A 19985-nucleotide genomic window follows, 5' to 3' on the forward strand; every position below is an offset into this window, starting at 1 on the left:
ATGGAATATATGAGGCAGGGCCAAGCGCACAGAACGCTTGACCCTGCGTTACCGAGCACCACCCACCTGGTTTTGCGATGCTGGATAACAGATGACGTAAACGGCCTACCGACCTGACAGAAAACCTGGGCTCCCACACGGCTCTAAAGCCGATCTACCCTAATCAGGACTGTCAGGCGCGATTTTCATCGCGGCGCGAATTTATCTTTTCGACGCCGAATAGATTGCGGCAAGCCAATCACGCATCCAAATTCAGTATTGCAGAAACTGAGAGGACCATAGATGTGGGAGCGAGCTTGCTCGCGATAGCGGCGGGACAGTCAACACAGAGGCAAACTGATCCGCCGCTATCGCGAGCAAGCTCGCTCCCACAAGGATCACGCGACATTCAACCCAACCCCGCCCGCCGGCTTATAACGCATCGATCTAAAACTCACAGCAATCCCTCCGGTCAGTTTCAGGGTACCTGCCCTTTTGGCAGGTGCTGCTTGACCCCTCCCCAACGGAAAAACCGGTAAGGACTTATGTGCGGATTAGCTGGAGAGTTACGTTTCGATCAACAACCTGCGGACCTTGCGGCCGTAGAGCGAATCACCCATCACCTGGCCCCTCGCGGCCCTGACGCGTGGGGTTTTCATAGCCAGGGGCCGATCGCCCTGGGCCATCGGCGCCTGAAAATCATGGACCTGTCGGACGGCTCGGCCCAGCCGATGATCGACAATCAACTGGGCCTGTCCCTGGCCTTCAACGGCGCGATCTACAACTACCCGGAACTGCGCACCGAACTCGAAGCCCTGGGCTACACCTTCTATTCCGGTGGCGACACCGAAGTGCTGCTCAAGGGCTACCACGCCTGGGGCGAAGCACTGCTGCCCAAGCTCAACGGCATGTTCGCGTTCGCCATCTGGGAGCGCGATGTCAAGCGGCTGTTCATCGCCCGCGACCGCCTCGGCGTCAAGCCGCTGTACCTGTCGCGCACCGGCCAACGGCTACGCTTCGCCTCGGCATTGCCGGCCCTGCTCAAGGGCGGCGACATCAACCCCATGCTCGACCCGGTGGCCCTCAACCATTACCTGAATTTCCACGCCGTGGTCCCGGCGCCCCGTACCTTGCTGGCCGGTGTTGAAAAACTGCCGCCCGCTACCTGGATGCGGATCGAAGCCGACGGCACCACCGAGCAGAAAACCTGGTGGACCCTGCCCTACGGGCCTCGGGCCGACGAACAGCACCTGAACCTGGAAGACTGGACCGACCGCGTGCTCGACAGCACCCGTGAAGCCGTCGCCATTCGCCAGCGCGCCGCCGTGGATGTCGGCGTGCTGCTGTCCGGGGGCGTCGACTCAAGCATGTTGGTGGGTCTGTTGCGGGAAGTGGGCGTGGAAGACCTGTCCACGTTCTCCATCGGTTTCCAGGATGCCGGCGGCGAGCGCGGTGACGAATTCCAATATTCGGACCTGATCGCCAAGCACTACGGCACCCGCCACCACCAACTGCGCATCGACGAAAAAGAGATCATCGAGCAACTGCCCGCGGCGTTTCGCGCCATGAGCGAGCCGATGGTCAGCCACGACTGCATCGCCTTCTACCTGCTGTCGCGGGAAGTGGCCAAGCATTGCAAAGTCGTACAAAGCGGCCAGGGCGCCGACGAGCTGTTCGCCGGTTACCACTGGTACCCGCAGGTCGATGGCGCCAGCGATCCGTACACCGCCTATCGCGCTGCGTTCTTCGACCGCAGCTACGAAGAATATGCCGCCACCGTGCAGCCCAACTGGCTGACGGCCAATGACGCGGCCGGTGACTTCGTCAAGGAACATTTCGCCCAACCCGGGGCCGATGCCGCGGTGGACAAGGCCCTGCGCCTGGACAGCACCGTGATGCTGGTGGACGACCCGGTCAAGCGCGTCGACAACATGACCATGGCCTGGGGCCTGGAAGCGCGCACGCCGTTCCTGGACTACCGCCTGGTGGAGCTTTCGGCCCGGGTCCCGGCGAAGTTCAAGCTGCCCGATGGCGGCAAGCAGGTGCTCAAGGAAGCCGCCCGACGGGTGATCCCCAGCGAGGTGATCGACCGCAAGAAAGGTTATTTCCCAGTGCCAGGCCTCAAGCATCTGGAAGGCCACACCCTGGCCTGGGTCCGCGAACTGCTGCTGGATCCGAGCCAGGATCGCGGCCTGTTCAACCCGGCCATGCTCGACCGCCTGCTCACCGACCCCAACGGACAGCTCACGCCGTTGCGCGGTTCGCGGCTGTGGCAACTGGCGGCGCTGAACCTGTGGCTCAGCGAGCAAGGAATCTGATCGATGAAACCTCACGCAACCGTTCACAACCAACGCCTCTTGCGCGGCCAGGCGCCTTCTTACGAACGCCTGCAGGCACGCCTGGCCGAAGACGGCAGCGAATTGGGCGCCGACCCGATCGCGGTGCATTGCGGCTGGGGCCGACTGCTGATCGGCCACACCTTCCCGGACCCGGCGAGCCTGGCCCGGGAACTGCTCAACGAACAACCCGGTGAACGCGACATTGCCTTGTACGTGGCCGCGCCCCAGCAAGTGCTGGGGCTGGAACCGGCGCAACTGTTCCTCGACCCCTCCGACACCTTGCGCCTGTGGTTCAGCGACTATCGCCAGTCCACCCGGGTATTTCGCGGTTTCCGGATTCGCCGGGCCCAGAGCGAGACCGACTGGCAGGCGATCAACCAGCTCTATCAGGCCCGGGGCATGCTGCCCATCGACCCGCTGCGACTGACCCCGCGTCACGAGGGCGGCCCGGTTTATTGGCTGGCCGAAGACGACGACACCGGTACGGTGATCGGCAGCGTCATGGGCCTGAACCATCAGAAGGCCTTCAACGACCCGGAAAACGGCAGCAGCCTCTGGTGCCTGGCCGTCGATCCGCAATGCCCACGGCCCGGTGTGGGCGAAGTGCTGGTGCGTCACCTCATCGAACATTTCATGAGCCGGGGCTTGAGCTACCTCGACCTGTCGGTGCTGCATGACAATCGCCAGGCGAAAAACCTCTACGCCAAGCTCGGTTTTCGCAACCTGCCGACCTTCGCCATCAAGCGCAAGAACGGCATCAACCAGCCGTTGTTTCTCGGGCCGGGCCCCGAGGCGCAGTTCAATCCTTATGCGCGGATCATTGTCGAGGAAGCTCGCCGTCGCGGCATCGAAGTGCAGGTGGACGATGCCGAGGCCGGCTTGTTCACCCTCATCCACGGGAGCCGCCGGGTGCGCTGCCGCGAATCCCTGAGCGACTTGACCAGCGCCATCAGCATGACCTTGTGCCAGAACAAAAGCCTGACCCACAAGGTGCTGAAAAGCGCCGGCCTGAACCTGCCGGCCCAACAGTTGGCGGGCAATGCCGATGACAACCTGGCGTTCCTCGACGAGCACGAACGGGTGGTGGTCAAGCCGCTGGACGGGGAACAGGGCCAAGGCGTGGCGGTGGATCTGCGCACCATCGAGGAGGTGCAGAGCGCCATCGAGACGGCTCGGCAGTTCGATAGCCAGGTGTTGCTGGAAAGCTTCCACGAAGGGCTGGACCTGCGCATCCTGGTGATCGGCTTTGAAGTGGTGGCGGCGGCGATCCGGCGTCCGGCGGAGGTGATCGGCGACGGCCGGCACACCATCGGCGCGTTGATCGAAGCCCAAAGCCGCCGACGGCAGGCGGCCACGGGCGGCGAAAGCAAGATCCCGATGGATGCCGAGACCCTGCGCACACTCAACGCGGCGGGGTTCGACTACGACAGCGTGCTGCCGGCCGGGGAACACCTGTTCGTCCGGCGTACGGCGAACCTGCATACCGGCGGCGTGCTGGAGGATGTTACCGCCATCCTGCATCCGACCCTCGTCGATGCGGCGGTGCGCGCCGCGCGGGCGTTGGACATTCCCATGGTCGGCCTCGACCTGCTGGTGCCGGCGGCCGATCGACCCGAGTACGTGTTCATCGAAGCCAACGAACGCGCCGGCCTGGCCAACCACGAACCCCAGCCCACCGCCGAGCGCTTTGTGGATTTGTTGTTTCCTCATAGCCAGACGGTGGCTTAGCAGAAGTGTGGTGCCTGACCAGTCCCCATCGCGAGCAAGCTCGCTCCCACATGGAATTTTTGGTGTTTATGCATTCTGTGTTCACTGCAGAAGCCCTGTGGGAGCGAGCTTGCTCGCGATAAGGCCAGTGCAGGCACCGTCATCCAACAGTCGGACTCACTCATCGAAACCATCGATGCGCTCAACCCATCAGGAGTTTCCATGATCAGTAAAATTCCCGAACCGGATCTCGAATACCTGCAAAAGGTCCTGCTGGAAATGCTCGCCATTCCCAGCCCCACCGGCTTTACCGACACCATCGTGCGCTACGTCGCCGAGCGGCTCGAGGAGCTGGGTATCGCATTCGAAATGACCCGTCGCGGCACGATCCGCGCCACGCTCAAGGGTCGCAAGAGCAGCCCCGACCGGGCCGTCTCGGCGCACCTGGATACCATCGGTGCCGCGGTGCGGGCCATCAAGGACAACGGTCGCCTGACCCTGGCGCCGGTAGGTTGCTGGTCCAGCCGGTTTGCCGAAGGCAGCCGGGTCAGCCTGTTCACCGACACCGGCGTGATTCGCGGCAGCGTGCTGCCATTGATGGCGTCCGGGCACGCGTTCAACACCGCCGTGGACGAAATGCCCATCAGTTGGGACCACATCGAATTGCGCCTGGACGCCTATTGCGCCACCCGCGCCGACTGCGAGACCCTCGGGGTGGGCATCGGCGATTACGTGGCCTTCGATCCCCTGCCGGAATTCACCGAAAGCGGCCACATCAGCGCCCGGCACCTGGACGACAAGGCCGGGGTGGCGGCTTTGCTGGCGGCGCTCAAGGCGATTGTCGACAGCGGTGAAGAACTGCTGATCGATTGTCACCCGCTGTTCACCATCACCGAGGAAACCGGCAGCGGCGCCGCGGCCGCGCTGCCCTGGGACGTCAGCGAATTCGTCGGCATCGACATCGCGCCCGTCGCCCCCGGCCAGCACTCGAGCGAACATTCGGTCAGCGTGGCGATGCAGGACTCCGGAGGCCCCTACGACTATCACCTGTCGCGGCACCTGCTGAAACTGGCCAAGGAGAACGACATATCGGCACGCCGCGACCTGTTCCGCTACTACTTCAGCGACGCTCATTCGGCCATCACCGCCGGCCACGATAGCCGTACCGCCCTGCTCGCCTTCGGCTGCGACGCCACCCATGGCTACGAACGTACTCACATCGACAGCCTAGCCGCCCTCAGCCGCTTGCTAGGCGCCTACATTCTCAGCCCACCGGTGTTCGCCAGCGACGCACAACCGGCCCAAGGCTCGCTGGACCGCTTCAGTCACCAGATCGAGCACGATGCACAGATGGAAAGCGATACCCGGGTGCCATCGGTGGATAGCCTGGTGGGGCAGCGGTCGGATAGCTGATCCAGCATTTAATTGCCTGGCATATCGCCATCGCAAGCGAGCTCGCTCCCACATGGAGTCTTCAGTGCGGCTCAGAACCCTGTGGGAGCGAGCTTGCTCGCGATGAGGCCGGAACAAGCAACCGCAAACCCAGGCTAGCCGCAAAAGCCCATTGGCCGTAGCATCGCCTCATTGTCTAGCCGAGGTACCCCATGCTCATCCCCCACGACCAACTCGAAGTCGACACACTCACTCGCCTGATCGAGGATTTCGTGACCCGCGACGGCACCGACAACGGTGACGACACGCCCCTTGAAACGCGGGTTCTACGGGTCCGGCAAGCGCTGACCAAAGGCCAGGCGTTGATCGTCTTCGACCCCGAAAGCGAACAGTGCCAACTGATGCTCAAGCACGACGTGCCCAAGCACCTATTCGACTGAACACGCCTTGCGGGCGGCGTGGGCCTTTTTCCTCTGGATCTTTTCGTAGATTTCGGAGCGATGGACATCGACGTGCCGTGGCGCTTCCACGCCAAAACGCACGGTGGTGCCGCTGACCGACAGCACACGGACGGAAATATCGTCACCGATGGAAATCAACTCACCCACAGCGCGGCTTAATACGAGCATGGTTCTTGTCCTTAAGAATGTCTGGACCCTGACCATGCCCGGCCTGCTTTCCGTTCTCAAGACACCGGCGAGAATTCAGTAAGGCCCTACAAGCAAAGTTCTTGCGACTGAAGGAAACTTCCTGCAAAACCCTGCTGGACCGTAGGTTATTTCAGGACGCCGAGAACCGCGGGCCAAATAAAATCACGCTCGCCCCCAGCACGCAGAGCGCCACGCCAATCCAGTCGGAACCCAGTGGCCGGACCCGCTCCACCACAGCCAGCCAGCCAATCGAGGCAACGATATAGATGCCGCCATAGGCGGCGTAGGCACGCCCGGCGTACGTCGCTTCGATGCGAGTCAGCAACAGGGCGAACAAGGTCAGGCTGAGCAGCGCCGGGGCGATCCACCAGGCGCTCTTGCCCTGGCGCAGCCACATCCAGAAGGCGTAGCAACCGGCGATTTCAAACAGCGCGGCGAGAAAAAACCACAAGTAATTGAGCATGCAGATGTCCATCAGGAAGGCCGAATGGCGCCATCCTGAGGACATCGGGCAGCCAGGTCAATTCAGGTTCTGTCGAGCCTTGGCGCGCATCTTGTCGGCCATGACGGTCATTTCGTCGTACAGCGCTTGTGGGTTCTTCTGCTTGAGGGCCCACGCCATGCGTCCCTGTTCATGAGGCAGGATCATGAACTGACCCTGGGCGACCTGCTGATAGATGTAGTCGGCAATGTCGGCGGCGCTGATCGGCGAGCTTTCCAGCAATTTGCCAACCTGGGCCTTCATGGCCGGGGTCGGACCGCGGAAGGAATCCAGCAGATTGGTCTGGAAGAACGACGGGCACACCACGTGTACGCCGACCTCCTGCTGCGCCAGTTCAACCAACAGGCTTTCCGACAACGCCACCACACCGGCCTTGGCCACGTTGTAGTTGCTCATGGCGGGCCCCTGCATCAGGGCGGCCATGGAAGCAATGTTGATGATCTTGCCGCGGCTTTTTTCCAGCAGTGGCAGGAACGCCTTGCAGCCCTTGACCACGCCCATCAGGTTGATCGCGATCTGCCAGTCCCAATCCTCCAGGGAGAGTTCGCTGAAGAACCCGCCCGAGGCGACGCCGGCATTGTTGACGATGATATCGATGCCGCCGAGCTTCTCTTCGCAAGCCTGGGCGAACGCCGTCAATTGGCTGTAGTCGCGCACATCGCAGCGCTGGGTGAAGCCGTCGCCACCCGCCGCGCGCACGAGTTTGAGGGTTTCCACAAGGCCTGGCTCGCTGACATCCGATAAAGCCAGGCGCCAGCCTTCGCGGGCCCAGCGCAGCGCGATTTCGCGACCCAGGCCGGAGCCGGCACCAGTGATCATCATGCGATTTTGCATAGCAAACAGCCTTGTTCCGGGAGAGATAGGCCGAGTGTAGCGAAGGCGCCTGCCGGACCCACGCTCCATCAGACTGCTGAATGGCGAGGGCAAACCGTAGGAACTGGTAGGAGCCCATAAAAACTTTGAATTTTTTACCAGACGTAACGGTCGGACTTAATAAGCCGCCCGGATTTAACACATGCGTGCTGGTAGTTGGAAGTTGCAACACTCCAAAACTGACCAATAAGGAAATCTACAATGGGCACAATACTTATCATCATCCTGATCCTCCTGCTGATCGGTGGTCTTCCGGTCTTCCCGCACTCCAGAAGTTGGGGTTACGGTCCGTCCGGTATCATTGGTGTAGTGTTGGTGGTGCTGTTGGTCCTGCTATTACTGGGCAAGATATAAACCGCTAAGTAAGCGCAAAAAAAAGAGGCCTTTGCAGGCCTCTTTTTTATGCTCGCCGTTTATCAGTCCGGCTTGCCGTCAACGACGCCCGCGGTGTTATCCAACAGGCTCTTGGTCGCGGTTTGCAGGAACGATTCGAGCTTGAGTTTCATCTCGGCAGTGTCCGGTGCGTCCGGGATGATTTGCGCGTGAGGGTTGGCGCCCAGTTCATAGCGGTACATCTTCGGCGGCATTTCCTTCTCCTTCGGCAGGACCAGGATCTTGTCGTCGCGAATGATCGCCGTCGTCTGTTCACTGCCCGACGGCTTGATCACGCCAAAACCGGTGTCGCCTTCCGGCAGGTTCAACAGGTCACGGCCCCAGCACTGGTTCCGAACCTGCCCACCGAGACGGCCCATGATGGTCGGTACGATGTCGACCTGGGTACCCACGGTATGGCTACGCTGGCCGAATTTTTCCTGGACGCCCGGGCCGATCAACAGCATCGGCACGTTGAAACGGCCCAGGTCCATTTCGGTGATCTGGCGTTCGTTGCCAAAGCCATGGTCGCCCACCACCACGAACAGGGTTTCCTTGAAGTAAGGCTCCTTGCGGGCCTTCTCGAAGAACTGGCCCAGCGCCCAGTCGGCGTAGCGCATGGCCGTCAAGTGTTCGTTCAGGCTGCCACGGTCGGTGACCGGCTCGACCGGCAACGGCGTCGGCAACGCATAAGGCGTGTGGTTGGACAGGGTTTGCAGCAAGGCATAGAACGGCTTGCCATTTTCCCGGGCCTTGAGCTCGATCAGGCCACGGTCGAACATGTCTTGGTCGGACACCCCCCAGGTGGGGTCGGAAAACACCGGGTTCACGAAGTCGTTACGCCCGATGAAGTTGGTCATGCCCTGGCTGCTGAAGAACCCCGACTGGTTGTCCCAGGCGAAATCGCCGTTGTAGACATACACGTCGTCGTAGTCACGGGCGCTGAGCAGTTGCGGCAAGCCCGACAGCTTGTGGCTGCCCTCCGGTGTCTGCATCAGGTATTCGAAACCCGGCAGGTTCGGGAAGCACGCCATGGTGGCGAACATGCCCTGGTGGGTGTGGGTGCCGTTGGAGAAGAAGCGGTCGAACAGCAGGCCTTCCTTGGACAGTTTGTCCAGGTAAGGCGTGATGTTGCCCGGCGCGCCCAGGGCGCCCACCGAGTGACCGGCCATGCTTTCCATGAGGATCACGACCACATTCTTGATCGGCAGGGTCTTGTCCGCCGGCGGCGTGTAGTCACGGCGCACGGCGGCGGTCTCGGTGTCCACGAGCTTGTCGTCAGACATCACCAGCATGTCACGCACGGTCTGCTGTGCCAGTGGCTGCTCTAGGGTGGCTTTCCAGATGTTGTCACGGTCTTCGGACATCCGGCTCTTGGCCGCCGCCACCAGCGACAACGTGCCATTGAGTCCAAGCTGGTTGGCGAAGTTCGAGTCGGTGGTGTAGACGTCCCCCCAACGCAGCGGCGGACCTTGGCGCAGGGTGCCGCGCGCGGCGACCACGGCCACCAGCAGGCAAACCATGAACACCGCGACACGCCCATACCACGGGGCGATCTGCCGGGTGCCGATAGTACCGCCACTGAACGGCCCACGGGGACGGGTGGCGCGGTCGGCGCCCTTGAACGCCAGGGCGAGGATGACGGTGCCGCCGACCCAGGCCAGCAGGTAGCGCACCACCGGGAAACCGTACCAGAGCATGCTCATCACGGTTTTCGGGTCTTCCTTCACATATTGGAAGACCAGACCGTTGAGGCGTTGGTGAAATTCACGGTAGAAGTCCATCTCCATCAAGCCGAGGAACAGCGCGATGCTGGAGGTGACGGTCAGCCAGAAACGAAAAAACCCACGGGCAGCCATGGCCCTTGCGCTGAACAACGCCAGCAGCAGCGGGATGCAGAGGTAGACCACCAGGCGCAAGTCGAAGCGCAGGCCGTTGACGAACGCTTCAACGAAGGTCGAGGCCGGGGTGTCGAGAATCATCTCGCGGTTATAGACCAGCAGCGCCACGCGCAGCAGGCTTAGCATAACCATCATCACCAGGGCACAAAGCAACGTGTAGGCCAGGTGCGATTTGACGGTCGGTTGCAGCAGGCGATGCGTGGTGCGCTGCTGACTCAGGGCGTCCGGGATTGCCATGTCGTTTAAGGACCCTATTGGAATTGGAGTGACAAAAGAGAAACTACGGCGCGCCCTCTGTTGGCCAAAGCCTGGCCCCGGGGCTTGCGCGAGTGCGCAAATGTTGCACGAACGGCTATGGCATTGCCATTAAATAACCGATGGCGATATGAGCGCGGGGGATTGTCCGCAAGATTTAGTGAAAATTTCGTTCAAAGAATATCCGGAAACACAAAATCCCCGACCTGCTGATGAAGTTGAGCCGAACGCTATTGTGGCGAGGGAGCTTGCTCCCGCTCGGCTGCGAAGCAGTCGTAAAACCCGAATAACGAAATATGCCTGACGGACCGCGGTGGCTGGATTGGGGCTGCTTCGCAGCCCAGCGGGAGCAAGCTCCCTCGCCACAGGGTTGCCGATCACATCCAGTCCAGTGTGAAAACGATCATCGTCAATGAAACTGGCGTCCAAGGCCCGCCGGCACGCCTTCGATGGTGGTGTCTTCCCAGGGGCCATTCGGGCTGACGGAACGGCTCCAACCGTTGTTCCAGCGGTAATAGGTACGCTGGCGATAGAACGTATTGGTCTGGTTGTCCAGCACATAGACCCCCAGCTTGGCGTCCCAATGGCTGTTGCCACCCGGTGGCGGGGCGAAGCTGGCGGAAGTGCGCGGCAACGGCTTGGCCGGTTTGTTCGGGATGGCCGGCTTGCCTGGAGGCGTGGACGGGGCCGGTTTGGTGGTTGGGGTCGACGGTGGAATCGGTGGCAGCGGTGCCGAGGGCTCAGACGGACGCTGGACCGCACAAGCGCTCAGGCCCATGACGAGCGTGAGCAGGGTGATACGAGCGATGGCGGTCATGGTGCGAATTCCTGTTATTTGTCCGGGCTGTCGATGGTCAATTGTTGTGGCGCCGTGGTGCTGCTGGCCAGGGGCTGGCTGCGGCCGATCCACTCACCCGCGGTCGGCTGACCGGCCCGGGAGATGCGCGCCATCAGTTGGACTTCGGGGAAGTTCGACAGTTTCAACTGCGGCATCATGGCATCCGCGTCGCCCAGTTCCACCGTGACCGGCAGATCGGCTACCGTCAGGCGTTTGGCGGCCAGCGGTGCCGGTGGGCCGGAAACGGCACGGGCGAAGATGAACACGCTGTCGCCCGGCTGCACCTTGGCCTTGAGTGCCGGTGCCAGATCGACGCGGACCTTGAGCAATGCCCCAGTCTTGGCCACCGGGGCCTGGACGACTTTGCCACCGCTGGCTTGCAGCTTCTCGGTGGCACGGGCAATGCCGCCCTGCAGCGCCTCGCGGGATTTGTCGCCTTCCGGCAGTTGCGCGAGCAGACGCCCCCAGTAGTCGATCGCATCCTGATAACGCTCGCCTTCAAACGCGGCGATGCCCAACAAGCCGAGGCTGGTGACTTCCTTCGGATCGAGCTTGAGCGCTTCGTCGGTCAAGGCCTGGACTTTATCCGACCATTTCTTGCCATCGGCGAAATACTGCGCCTGGGCCCACTGGCCCAACAGTTCCGGTTGACGACCGGCGACGGCCACGGTGCGCTCGAAGAGCTTCGCCGCGTCCGCCGGACGATCCTGAGCCATGTAGGTACGCCCGAGGAAATACAGGCCCTCGGCATTATCCGGCTGCGCCGCCACCGCACGTTCCAGGCGCAGGGTCATCTCTTCCATCGACTGCGGCGCCTGGGCGAACTCGCGGGTCAGCTCGACCTTGTCGCTGGCACCGAAATGCAGGTACAGCGCCAGGCCCAACACCGGCACCAGCACGGCGGCAAGCAACGGCAATGGCTTGCCTAGCCGGGATTCGCGCGGTGCGTCGGCGCCCTCGGTGTCGGCGAGCAGTTCACGGGCGGCTTCGGCGCGACCGGTATCCAGTTGCGCGGCGTTGAGCACGCCCTCCTCCCGTTCAGCCTGCAATTCGGCCACGCGCTCCTGATACAGCGCCACGTTGAGTGCGGTCCGATCCTCCTCCAGTTGGGCGCGACGACCACGCAGCACAGGGATCAACAGAAAACTCAGGGCAACCAGAAGAAGCAGACCTGCGGCGAGCCAGAAATCAATCATGCTTGGTTTTATCCAACAGTTGGTCGAGGCGCTGGCGCTCTTCGACGGAAAGCGTGTCCGGGGCGGCTGTACGCTGGACCCGGCGGCGGCGCACGATCACCGCGATGACGACGAAACCGCCGAGCAACAGCCCGGCGGGGCCGAACCAGAGCAGCGCGGTCTTGGAGGACAGGGCGGGGTTGTAGCGCACGAACTCACCGTAGCGATCGACCATGAAGTCGATGATCTGCTGGTTGTCCTTGCCCTCGCCGAGCATGCGAAAGATTTCCTTGCGCAGGTCGGCGGCAATCGGGGCGTTGGAGTCGGCGATGTCCTGGTTCTGGCACTTGGGGCAGCGCAGTTCCTTGGTCAATTCGCGAAACCGCTCGCGCTCGCCATCGTTGGCGAATTCGTAGGTGTCGATGGCAGCGTGAGCCACACCGACCAGGCTCAAACCGAGGATAGCGGCGGCTAACCAGCGCTTCATGGCTTGGCCTCGTCCACCAGGGCCTGGTACTTGGCGGCCAGTTTCTCGCGCCAGACCTGTTCGTCGATCACGCCGACGAACTTGTCGCGGATCACGCCCTTGGCGTCGATGAAGAAGGTTTCCGGTGCGCCATAGACACCCAGGTTCAGGCCCAGGGAGCCGTCTTCATCACGAATGTCCAATTGATACGGGTTGTGGAATTCGGCCAGCCACTTCAAGGCGTCGGCATTGACGTCCTTGTAATTGACGCCATAGATCACCACGCCGTTCTGGGCCAGCTTGTTCAGCACCGGGTGTTCGACCCGGCAGGAAATGCACCAGGTGCCCCACACGTTGACCAGCGCCGGCTTGCCCAGCAGGTCCGCGCGGGTCAGGGTCTTGTCACCTTGCACCGAGGGCAGGGAAAACTCCGGGAACGGCTTGCCGATCATTGCCGAGGGCAATTCGCTCGGGTTCAGGTACAACCCCCGATACAAAAACACCGCCATCAACAGGAACAGCGCCAGCGGCAACACCATCAACCAACGTTTCATGCAGTGGCTCCCGTCACGCCCAGGGCTTCACGCACCCGGGTTTTCACCTTGACCCGATAGCGCCGATCCAGCGCCGCCAGCACCCCACCCAGGCCGGTGAGCAAGCCACCGAACCAGATCCAGCGCACGAACGGCTTGACGTGGACCCGCACCGCCCATGCGCCGTCGCCCAGGGATTCGCCCAAGGCCACGTAGAGGTCGCGGGTGAAACCGGCATCGATCCCAGCCTCGGTCATGACCGAGTTCTGCACGGTGTAGAGGCGTTTTTCCGGATGCAGCACAGTGACTTCCTGACCGTCGCGAATGACCCGCACGGTGCCTTTGTCGGACGTGAAGTTCGGTCCCACGAAATGCTTGGCGCCCTCGAACACGAACTGGTAGCCCCCCAGGTCCATGGACTCGCCCGGCGCCAGGCGCAGGTCGCGCTCAGCACTGTTCTGGCTGGACAGCACCACGCCCAGGGCGCAGACGGCGATGCCCAGGTGGGCGATCTGCATGCCCCAGTAACTGCGGGTCAGGGTTGGCAGGCCCTTGATCAGGCCTTTGTGGCGGGTCTTGTCGAAGATATCCCGGACACCGGCCAGCAACACCCAGGCCGCCAGCACGAATGTCGCCAGCACCGCCCAGTTGAAGTCGCCATAGGCCACGCCGGCCACCACGGCCAGGGCTGCCGTGCCCAGCAGCACCGGGGTCAACATGCCCAGCAGCCACTTGACCGGCGTGTCCTTCCAGCGCACCAGCACACCGATGGCCATCACCACCATCAGGATCGCCATCAGCGGAATGAACAACGCGTTGAAATACGGCGGGCCGACCGACAGCTTCGCGCCGGACAGCGCATCGAGCACCAGCGGGTACAACGTCCCCAGCAGGATCATCGACGCGGCCACCACCAGCACCAGGTTGTTGCCCAGTAACAGGGTTTCCCGTGACCAGAGGTTGAAGCCCACCTGGCTCTTGACCACCGGCGCACGCAGGGCGAACAACGTCAGCGAACCACCGACGACGAACAACAGGAACATCAGGATGAACACGCCACGCTCAGGGTCCGAGGCGAAGGCATGCACCGACGTCAGCACGCCGGAACGCACCAGGAACGTGCCCAGCAGGCTCAGGGAGAATGCCGCGATGGCCAGCAGCACGGTCCAGCTCTTGAATACACCGCGCTTTTCCGTGACAGCCAGGGAGTGAATCAGCGCCGTGCCCACCAACCAGGGCATGAACGAGGCGTTTTCCACCGGGTCCCAGAACCACCAGCCGCCCCAACCGAGTTCGTAGTAGGCCCACCACGAACCGAGGGTGATGCCGATACCGAGGAAGGCCCAGGCGACGATGGTCCACGGGCGCGACCAGCGTGCCCACGCGGCATCGAGGCGACCACCAAGCAACGCGGCGATGGCGAAGGAGAAGGCCACGGAGAAACCGACGTAGCCCATGTAGAGCATCGGTGGGTGAACGATCAGACCGATGTCCTGCAACAATGGGTTGAGGTCGCGGCCATCCATCGGCATCTGCGGCAGGATGCGCTTGAACGGGTTGGACGTGACGATCAGGAACAACAGGAAACCGGTGCTGATCATGCCCATCACCGCCAGCACCCGAGCCAGCATCACCTGGGGCAACTGCCGGGAAAACACCGAGACCGCGAAAGTCCAGCCGGCGAGGATCAACGCCCAGAGCAACAGCGAACCTTCGTGGGCGCCCCACACGGCGCTGAACTTGTAGTACCAGGGCAAGGCGCTGTTGGAGTTGCTGGCGACGTACTCCACGGAAAAATCGTCGGCCATGAACGCATAGGTCAGGCAACCGAAGGCGAACAGCATGAAGGCGAACTGCCCCCACGCCGCGGGCTGGGCCAGGCTCATCCACAAGCGGTCGCCACGCCAGGCGCCGAGCAACGGCACCACGGCCTGTACCAGGGAGAAACACAGGGCCAGGATCATCGCCAGGTGACCCAACTCGGGAATAAAGATGCCAGCAGTCATCGATCAGCCCTCCTTCACGGGAGCGGGCGCCGACTGGCCGCTGTCTTTCAGGGCCTTGGTCACTTCCGGCGGCATGTATTTTTCATCGTGCTTGGCCAGCACTTCGTCGGCCACCACCACGCCATCGGCGTTGAGCTTGCCCAGGGCGACGATGCCCTGCCCTTCGCGGAACAGGTCCGGGAGGATGCCGCGATAGGTGATGGTCACGGTCTTGTTGAAGTCGGTGACATTGAATGTCACGTCCAGTGAATCCCCGGAGCGCACCAGCGAGCCTTTTTCCACCATGCCGCCAGCGCGGATGCGGGTGTCCTTGGGCGCTTCGCCACTGGCGATCTGGGTCGGGGTGTAGAACAGGTTGATGTTCTGCTGCAAGGCGCTCAGGGCAAGGCCGACCGCGGCACCGACACCCACCAGGATCGCCAGAATGATGACAAGACGTTTTTTGCGCAGCGGATTCACTGACCGTTCTCCCGGCGCAGACGACGCGCCTCTTGTTGCAGATACCGCTTGCGGGCCAGGATCGGCACCGCCACGTTGAGGGCCAGCACCACCAGGCAAATGCCATAGGCTGACCAGACATACAGGCCATGATGACCCATGGCGAGGAAATCGCCGAATGAAGCGAAACTCATCGAGCGGCCTCCAGGCTGTTCTGTACTTCGGCCTTCACCCAACTGGCCCGGGATTCGCGCTTGAGCACTTCCAGGCGCATGCGCAGCAACAGCACCGCGCCGAAGAAACAGTAGAAGCCCAGCACCGTCAGCAACAGCGGCAGCCACATTTCGACGGGCATCGCCGGCTTTTCGGTGAGGGTGAACGTCGCGCCCTGGTGCAGGGTGTTCCACCACTCCACCGAGTACTTGATGATCGGGATGTTGATCACGCCGACAATCGCCAGCACCGCGCAAGCCTTGGCGGCACTGTCACGATTGCTGATGGCGTTGCCCAGCGCAATAAGACCGAAGTACAGGAACAGCAGGATCAGCATGGACGTCAGTCGGGCATCCCAGACCCACCAGGAACCCCAGGTCGGCTTGCCCCAGATGGCCCCGGTGACCAGCGCCACGGCCGTCATCCAGGCACCGATGGGCGCGGCGCATTGCAGGGCCACGTCGGCCAGCTTCATCTTCCACACCAGCCCGACCACGCCACACACGGCCAGCATCACGTAGATGGACTGGGCCAGCATCGCAGTGGGAACGTGGATGTAGATGATGCGGAAGCTGTTGCCCTGCTGGTAATCCGGTGGGGCGAAGGCCAGGCCCCAGACGACACCGGAGCCGATCAGCAGCAGAGCGAAGAGGCTCAACCAGGGCAGCATCTTGCCGCTGATGCCGTAGAACCACTTGGGTGAGCCGAGCTTATGAAACCAGGTCCAGTTCATTGCTGTTTCCATCACGGTTGCGGCCCGTCATCACGAGCAGCCAGGTCTGCCTTAACTTCCGCAGAAGTGGTCAATGCTTGACCAGGCCTCATTATTATTCGCCGACGCTGATCTTCAGGCCAGCGGCTATTGCAAAGGGTGTCAGGGTTATCGCCAGGGCGGTCAGGCTCCCAAGCCACAGCAGATAACCGGTCGCGGGCATGCCCTGCAACGCCGCTTGCAAGGCACCACTGCCCAGGATCAGCACCGGGATATACAAGGGCAGGATCAGCAGCGCCAGCAACAGGCCACCGCGCTTCAACCCCACCGTCAACGCCGCGCCTACCGCACCGAGCAGGCTCAACACCGGCGTGCCCAGCAGCAGCGATACCAGCAGCACCGGCATGCACGCGGCGGGCAAACCCAGCATCATCGCCAACAGCGGCGAGAGCAGCACCAGCGCCAGCCCGGAAAAAACCCAGTGTGCCAGTACCTTGGCCAAAACCAGAAGGGCCAGGGGGTGCGACGAAAGGACCCACTGCTCCAGGGAACCGTCTTCGAAATCACTGCGGAAAAGCCCGTCCAGCGAGAGCAGGACCGATAAAAGCGCGGCCACCCAGACCAGTCCCGGAGACAAGGTTTGCAACAATTGAGTCTCCGGACCGACCGCCAGCGGGAACAGCGCGATGACGATCGCGAAGAACACCAACGGATTGGCCAATTCGGCCGGACGACGAAAAAGCAGGCGCGCCTCGCGGGCCAGTAACAGGCCAAACACACTCATACGGCCCAGTTCCCCAGATCGATGTTGCGATAGCCGGACGGCATCCGCGCCAGCGTGTGGTGGGTGGTCAACAGCACCATGCCGCCGTTTTCGCAATGCCGTGCCAGGTGTTCCTCGAGCTGCGCGACGCCCTGCTTGTCCAGGGCAGTGAACGGCTCGTCGAGGATCCACAGCGGTGGACCGTCCAGGTACAACCGGGCCAGGGCCACCCGGCGCTGCTGACCGGCGGACAGGGTGTGGCTCGGTACATCCTCGAAGCCGCGCAGCCCGACCGCCGCCAACGCCTGCCAGATCGCCTCGCGGCCGGCCGGCGTGTGCAGAGCGCAGAGCCAACTGAGGTTTTCTTCGGGGGTCAGCAAGTCCTTGATGCCGGCGGCATGGCCGATCCAGAGCAGGTTACGGGCCAGTTCGCTGCGCTGGCTGTGCAAGGGCTGGCCATTGAGCAACACTTGGCCCGCGGTGGGCTGCATCAATCCGGCGAGCAGGCGCAGCAGACTGGTCTTGCCGCTACCGTTGGGGCCACTGATCTGCACCATATCGCCCGGCGAGAGTCTCAATTCGAGATTTTCGAAAAGCAGCCGCAAGTCTCGCTCACAGGCGAGGCCAACGGTTTGCAGGAGAGGACTGGTCAAGGGATCGCGGGCCTTATACGGTTCAAGTCGGCGGTGCAGCGGCCGTTAAAGAGGTGCAGCATAGATGCTTTGACGGCCTGTTCCACAGAGCTGCGTCAAACAATTGCAAAGGTTTTCGCCACTCCCTGAAAGACGGGCGGCATTATACATGTGATGCCCTACTCTCAAGAGGGCTTATTTTCCCCAGGGTAAGACCGCAGATGACAGGCGACATCAACATCCTGCCGCTGCCCCAGGCCACGGCAACGACGCGTATGCCAGCGGTGACGGGCGAGCAGCTCAAATTGCTGGCACCGGCCGAAGGGCTGATCGGCCCCGGCCAGACCGCCCAAGCCGAAGTGCTGTCGCTCAAGCAGGCCGACCAGACTTTCCAGCTGTTGCTTAAGGTCACCCTGGAGAGCGGCCGCCAGACCACCGTGCAAGCCACCAGCACCCAGCCATTACCCCAGGGCACCAGCCTGGCCGTGACCCAACCGTCCCCCAGCAACCTGACGATTGCCGTGCAGCAGGCCGTTGCCTCCAGCGTCGCCACTTTGACGCGTATCGACACGGCGCAGATGCCGGTCGGCACGCTGCTGCAAGGCAAGGTGCTGACCAGCCAGGCATTGCCGTCATTGCCTGGGCAGCCGGCGGTCTATCGGTCATTGGTGAGCCTGCTCAACACCGCCCAGGCCGGCAGTACCCTGGATATCGACAGCCCCCGACCACTGCGCATCGGCACGCTCTTGAGCGCCCAGGTACAAGATGCCCAGACGCTGAAATTCGTTCCCCTGAGCAACCGCCAGGAGCAACTGGCGGTGAGCCAGCAACTGCTCACCCAAGTGAGCCGCCAGGGCTCGCTGGACAGCCTGATCACTGCTCTGCAAAACCTGCCGGTCACCGACGACACCAGCACCGAGCTGCGCGCCGCGGCGACTCGCTTGCTGGCTGGGCTGCCGGATGTCCAGCAACTGAGCACGCCCAAAGGCTTGGCCCAGGCCATGGTCGCCAGCGGGGTATTCCTGGAAAGCAAACTGCTCGCCGGCCAGCCACCGAGCCTGGCGCCGGACATGAAAGGCGACCTGCTGAAACTGATTGCCCAACTGACACCAGCCCTGCCCGCCTCCACCAATCTCAGCGCCATCATTGCCGCCAATACGCTGGCCCAGGTCCTGCCGAGTTTCGTGCGCAGCGCCCTGGGGATGCTCGGCCAGGTCAGCGCCAAGCCGCAACCCACCAGTTTTCCGCTGCCCTCGCGCCAGTTGAAAGACCAGGACGAAGACGGCGATCTGGAGCACCTGCTGCGTCTGGCCGCCGCTGCCGTGTCGCGCCTGCAAAGCCATCAGTTGTCGAGCCTGGAGCAAACCGGCCTGACCGACGACGGTCGTTTGATGAGCACCTGGCAGCTGGAGATCCCGATGCGCAACCTGCAGGACATCGTGCCGTTGCAGGTCAAGTTCCAGCGCGAGGAAACCCCGCCCCGGGAACAGCCAGACGAACGCCGGGAAGAACGCGAGCCGAAACAGCAGCTCTGGCGGGTCGAACTGGCATTCGACATGGAACCGCTCGGTCCGCTGCAGATACAAGCCCAGTTGCTCAGCGGCAGCCTGTCCAGCCAATTGTGGGCCGAACGGCCGTACACCGCGAGCCTGATCGAAAGCAATCTGACCGCACTGCGTGAGCGCCTGGTGACCTGTGGCCTGAACGTCGGCGACCTGGACTGCCACCTTGGCACGCCGCCCCAAGGTCCCAAGACTCGCCTGGAACAACGCTGGGTGGACGAAACCGCATGACAACCCACACCGAACCCCGCCAGGCCATCGCCCTTAAATACGACGGCCACCACGCCCCGACCCTCACCGCCAAGGGCGACGAAGCCCTGGCTGAGGAAATCCTGCGCATCGCCCGGGACAGTGAAGTACCGATCTATGAAAATGCCGAGCTGGTGAAGCTGCTGGCACGGATGGAATTGGGGGACAGCATCCCGGAAGAGCTGTACCGCACGATTGCCGAGATCATCGCGTTCGCCTGGAACCTCAAGGGCAAGTTCCCCCAAGGCCATGACCCGAATGCGCCGAGTGTCGAAAAGGACGTGACCGACCGCGGCGACGATTACTGATCACAGCCACAAGAACGCCAGAAAAACCTGTGGGAGCGAGCCTGCTCGCGATGATGGGCTCACATTCAACATCGCTGTCGACGGTCACACCGCTATCGCGAGCAAGCTCGCTCCCACATG

General features: G+C 62.5%; 21 protein-coding genes. 7 read left to right on the forward strand and 14 right to left on the reverse strand.

The genetic code is table 11. From position 1 onward, the window contains the following. Positions 1–524: 524 nt before the first annotated feature. The 4 genes from BLO80_RS19295 (at position 525) to BLO80_RS19310 (ending at position 5857) form a co-directional block, all read left to right on the forward strand. Positions 525–2297 (forward strand): N-acetylglutaminylglutamine amidotransferase, encoded by a 1773-nt coding sequence (locus tag BLO80_RS19295; protein ID WP_092331840.1) that lies wholly within the window; start codon positions 525–527, stop codon positions 2295–2297. 3 nt (positions 2298–2300) lie between these two features. Next, positions 2301–4046: an N-acetylglutaminylglutamine synthetase gene (ngg, locus tag BLO80_RS19300; protein ID WP_092331837.1), complete on the forward strand. Its 1746-nt coding sequence runs from the start codon at positions 2301–2303 to the stop codon at positions 4044–4046. A gap of 201 nt (positions 4047–4247) precedes the next feature. Continuing rightward, positions 4248–5438, forward strand: a complete 1191-nt coding sequence (locus tag BLO80_RS19305; RefSeq protein ID WP_092331834.1) for an osmoprotectant NAGGN system M42 family peptidase — start codon at positions 4248–4250, stop codon at positions 5436–5438. A gap of 191 nt (positions 5439–5629) precedes the next feature. Beyond that, the gene (locus BLO80_RS19310) at positions 5630–5857 is read left to right on the forward strand and encodes a YheU family protein (protein ID WP_003199186.1); all 228 of its coding nucleotides are present in this window, start codon (positions 5630–5632) and stop codon (positions 5855–5857) included. Here BLO80_RS19310 and csrA read toward each other — a convergent pair. From csrA to BLO80_RS19325, 3 genes are all read right to left on the reverse strand, one after another. Continuing rightward, a complete protein-coding gene (gene csrA, locus BLO80_RS19315) occupies positions 5846–6046 on the reverse strand; it encodes a carbon storage regulator CsrA (RefSeq protein WP_060738615.1) in 201 nt (66 codons plus the stop codon). The genes BLO80_RS19310 and csrA overlap by 12 nt on opposite strands. 151 nt (positions 6047–6197) lie before the next feature. Then, positions 6198–6530 (reverse strand): YnfA family protein, encoded by a 333-nt coding sequence (locus BLO80_RS19320; RefSeq protein ID WP_092197797.1) that lies wholly within the window; start codon positions 6528–6530, stop codon positions 6198–6200. Between the two features lie 57 nt (positions 6531–6587). After that, entirely contained in the window at positions 6588–7403 is an 816-nt protein-coding gene (locus BLO80_RS19325; RefSeq protein ID WP_092331832.1) for an SDR family oxidoreductase, read from the reverse strand. 240 nt (positions 7404–7643) lie between these two features. Between BLO80_RS19325 and BLO80_RS19330 the strand changes: the two genes are divergently transcribed. Then, a complete protein-coding gene (locus tag BLO80_RS19330; RefSeq protein ID WP_003183939.1) occupies positions 7644–7796 on the forward strand; it encodes a DUF3309 family protein in 153 nt (50 codons plus the stop codon). A gap of 62 nt (positions 7797–7858) precedes the next feature. Here the strand turns inward: BLO80_RS19330 and BLO80_RS19335 are convergent, their stop codons facing one another. The 11 genes from BLO80_RS19335 to ccmA all read right to left on the reverse strand — a co-directional run bounded on the left by BLO80_RS19335 (position 7859) and on the right by ccmA (position 17767). Next, positions 7859–9952 carry an LTA synthase family protein gene (locus BLO80_RS19335; protein WP_092331829.1) on the reverse strand — a complete coding sequence of 698 codons (2094 nt, stop codon included), beginning with the start codon at positions 9950–9952 and terminating at the stop codon, positions 7859–7861. Between the two features lie 427 nt (positions 9953–10379). Beyond that, positions 10380–10787, reverse strand: coding sequence for a hypothetical protein (locus BLO80_RS19340; RefSeq protein WP_060738618.1), 408 nt, complete (start codon positions 10785–10787; stop codon positions 10380–10382). Positions 10788–10801: 14 nt separating this feature from the next. Then, on the reverse strand, positions 10802–12004 hold the full coding sequence (gene ccmI, locus BLO80_RS19345; RefSeq protein WP_092331826.1) for a c-type cytochrome biogenesis protein CcmI: 1203 nt from the start codon (positions 12002–12004) through the stop codon (positions 10802–10804). Further along, positions 11997–12470 carry a cytochrome c-type biogenesis protein gene (locus BLO80_RS19350; RefSeq protein WP_014337194.1) on the reverse strand — a complete coding sequence of 158 codons (474 nt, stop codon included), beginning with the start codon at positions 12468–12470 and terminating at the stop codon, positions 11997–11999. Before BLO80_RS19350 ends, ccmI begins: the two co-directional genes overlap by 8 nt. Continuing rightward, on the reverse strand, positions 12467–13003 hold the full coding sequence (locus tag BLO80_RS19355) for a DsbE family thiol:disulfide interchange protein (protein ID WP_072408483.1): 537 nt from the start codon (positions 13001–13003) through the stop codon (positions 12467–12469). The genes BLO80_RS19350 and BLO80_RS19355 overlap by 4 nt, the downstream gene beginning before the upstream one ends. Next, complete coding sequence (locus BLO80_RS19360; protein ID WP_092331824.1) at positions 13000–14988, reverse strand: heme lyase CcmF/NrfE family subunit; 1989 nt, start codon at positions 14986–14988, stop codon at positions 13000–13002. The genes BLO80_RS19355 and BLO80_RS19360 overlap by 4 nt, the downstream gene beginning before the upstream one ends. A 3-nt stretch (positions 14989–14991) precedes the next feature. Continuing rightward, complete coding sequence (gene ccmE / locus BLO80_RS19365) at positions 14992–15447, reverse strand: cytochrome c maturation protein CcmE (protein ID WP_092197753.1); 456 nt, start codon at positions 15445–15447, stop codon at positions 14992–14994. After that, a complete protein-coding gene (gene ccmD / locus BLO80_RS19370; RefSeq protein WP_003199159.1) occupies positions 15444–15620 on the reverse strand; it encodes a heme exporter protein CcmD in 177 nt (58 codons plus the stop codon). The genes ccmE and ccmD overlap by 4 nt, the downstream gene beginning before the upstream one ends. Continuing rightward, the gene (locus BLO80_RS19375; RefSeq protein WP_092167464.1) at positions 15617–16372 is read right to left on the reverse strand and encodes a heme ABC transporter permease; all 756 of its coding nucleotides are present in this window, start codon (positions 16370–16372) and stop codon (positions 15617–15619) included. The genes ccmD and BLO80_RS19375 overlap by 4 nt, the downstream gene beginning before the upstream one ends. Positions 16373–16466: 94 nt before the next feature. Further along, a complete protein-coding gene (gene ccmB, locus BLO80_RS19380; RefSeq protein WP_003183957.1) occupies positions 16467–17135 on the reverse strand; it encodes a heme exporter protein CcmB in 669 nt (222 codons plus the stop codon). Continuing rightward, positions 17132–17767, reverse strand: a complete 636-nt coding sequence (gene ccmA, locus BLO80_RS19385; RefSeq protein WP_060738625.1) for a cytochrome c biogenesis heme-transporting ATPase CcmA — start codon at positions 17765–17767, stop codon at positions 17132–17134. Before ccmA ends, ccmB begins: the two co-directional genes overlap by 4 nt. 200 nt (positions 17768–17967) lie before the next feature. Between ccmA and BLO80_RS19390 the strand changes: the two genes are divergently transcribed. After that, entirely contained in the window at positions 17968–19539 is a 1572-nt protein-coding gene (locus tag BLO80_RS19390; RefSeq protein ID WP_092331821.1) for a flagellar hook-length control protein FliK, read from the forward strand. Further along, on the forward strand, positions 19536–19865 hold the full coding sequence (locus BLO80_RS19395) for an EscU/YscU/HrcU family type III secretion system export apparatus switch protein (protein ID WP_060738627.1): 330 nt from the start codon (positions 19536–19538) through the stop codon (positions 19863–19865). The genes BLO80_RS19390 and BLO80_RS19395 overlap by 4 nt, the downstream gene beginning before the upstream one ends. Positions 19866–19985 lie beyond the last annotated feature (120 nt).

This window comes from Pseudomonas sp. NFACC56-3 (genome assembly GCF_900100025.1).
Lineage (GTDB): Bacteria > Pseudomonadota > Gammaproteobacteria > Pseudomonadales > Pseudomonadaceae > Aquipseudomonas > Aquipseudomonas fluorescens_AA.

Bases quoted from the DNA above. Each gene is read 5' to 3' on its own strand.
- BLO80_RS19295 (WP_092331840.1), top strand. From the start codon at position 525: ATGTGCGGATTAGCTGGAGAGTTACGTTTCGATCAACAACCTGCGGAC.
- ngg (WP_092331837.1), top strand. From the start codon at position 2,301: ATGAAACCTCACGCAACCGTTCACAACCAACGCCTCTTGCGCGGCCAG.
- BLO80_RS19305 (WP_092331834.1), top strand. From the start codon at position 4,248: ATGATCAGTAAAATTCCCGAACCGGATCTCGAATACCTGCAAAAGGTC.
- BLO80_RS19310 (WP_003199186.1), top strand. From the start codon at position 5,630: ATGCTCATCCCCCACGACCAACTCGAAGTCGACACACTCACTCGCCTG.
- csrA (WP_060738615.1), bottom strand. From the start codon at position 6,046: ATGCTCGTATTAAGCCGCGCTGTGGGTGAGTTGATTTCCATCGGTGAC.
- BLO80_RS19320 (WP_092197797.1), bottom strand. From the start codon at position 6,530: ATGCTCAATTACTTGTGGTTTTTTCTCGCCGCGCTGTTTGAAATCGCC.
- BLO80_RS19325 (WP_092331832.1), bottom strand. From the start codon at position 7,403: ATGCAAAATCGCATGATGATCACTGGTGCCGGCTCCGGCCTGGGTCGC.
- BLO80_RS19330 (WP_003183939.1), top strand. From the start codon at position 7,644: ATGGGCACAATACTTATCATCATCCTGATCCTCCTGCTGATCGGTGGT.
- BLO80_RS19335 (WP_092331829.1), bottom strand. From the start codon at position 9,952: ATGGCAATCCCGGACGCCCTGAGTCAGCAGCGCACCACGCATCGCCTG.
- BLO80_RS19340 (WP_060738618.1), bottom strand. From the start codon at position 10,787: ATGACCGCCATCGCTCGTATCACCCTGCTCACGCTCGTCATGGGCCTG.
- ccmI (WP_092331826.1), bottom strand. From the start codon at position 12,004: ATGATTGATTTCTGGCTCGCCGCAGGTCTGCTTCTTCTGGTTGCCCTG.
- BLO80_RS19350 (WP_014337194.1), bottom strand. From the start codon at position 12,470: ATGAAGCGCTGGTTAGCCGCCGCTATCCTCGGTTTGAGCCTGGTCGGT.
- BLO80_RS19355 (WP_072408483.1), bottom strand. From the start codon at position 13,003: ATGAAACGTTGGTTGATGGTGTTGCCGCTGGCGCTGTTCCTGTTGATG.
- BLO80_RS19360 (WP_092331824.1), bottom strand. From the start codon at position 14,988: ATGACTGCTGGCATCTTTATTCCCGAGTTGGGTCACCTGGCGATGATC.
- ccmD (WP_003199159.1), bottom strand. From the start codon at position 15,620: ATGAGTTTCGCTTCATTCGGCGATTTCCTCGCCATGGGTCATCATGGC.
- BLO80_RS19375 (WP_092167464.1), bottom strand. From the start codon at position 16,372: ATGAACTGGACCTGGTTTCATAAGCTCGGCTCACCCAAGTGGTTCTAC.
- ccmB (WP_003183957.1), bottom strand. From the start codon at position 17,135: ATGAGTGTGTTTGGCCTGTTACTGGCCCGCGAGGCGCGCCTGCTTTTT.
- BLO80_RS19390 (WP_092331821.1), top strand. From the start codon at position 17,968: ATGACAGGCGACATCAACATCCTGCCGCTGCCCCAGGCCACGGCAACG.
- BLO80_RS19395 (WP_060738627.1), top strand. From the start codon at position 19,536: ATGACAACCCACACCGAACCCCGCCAGGCCATCGCCCTTAAATACGAC.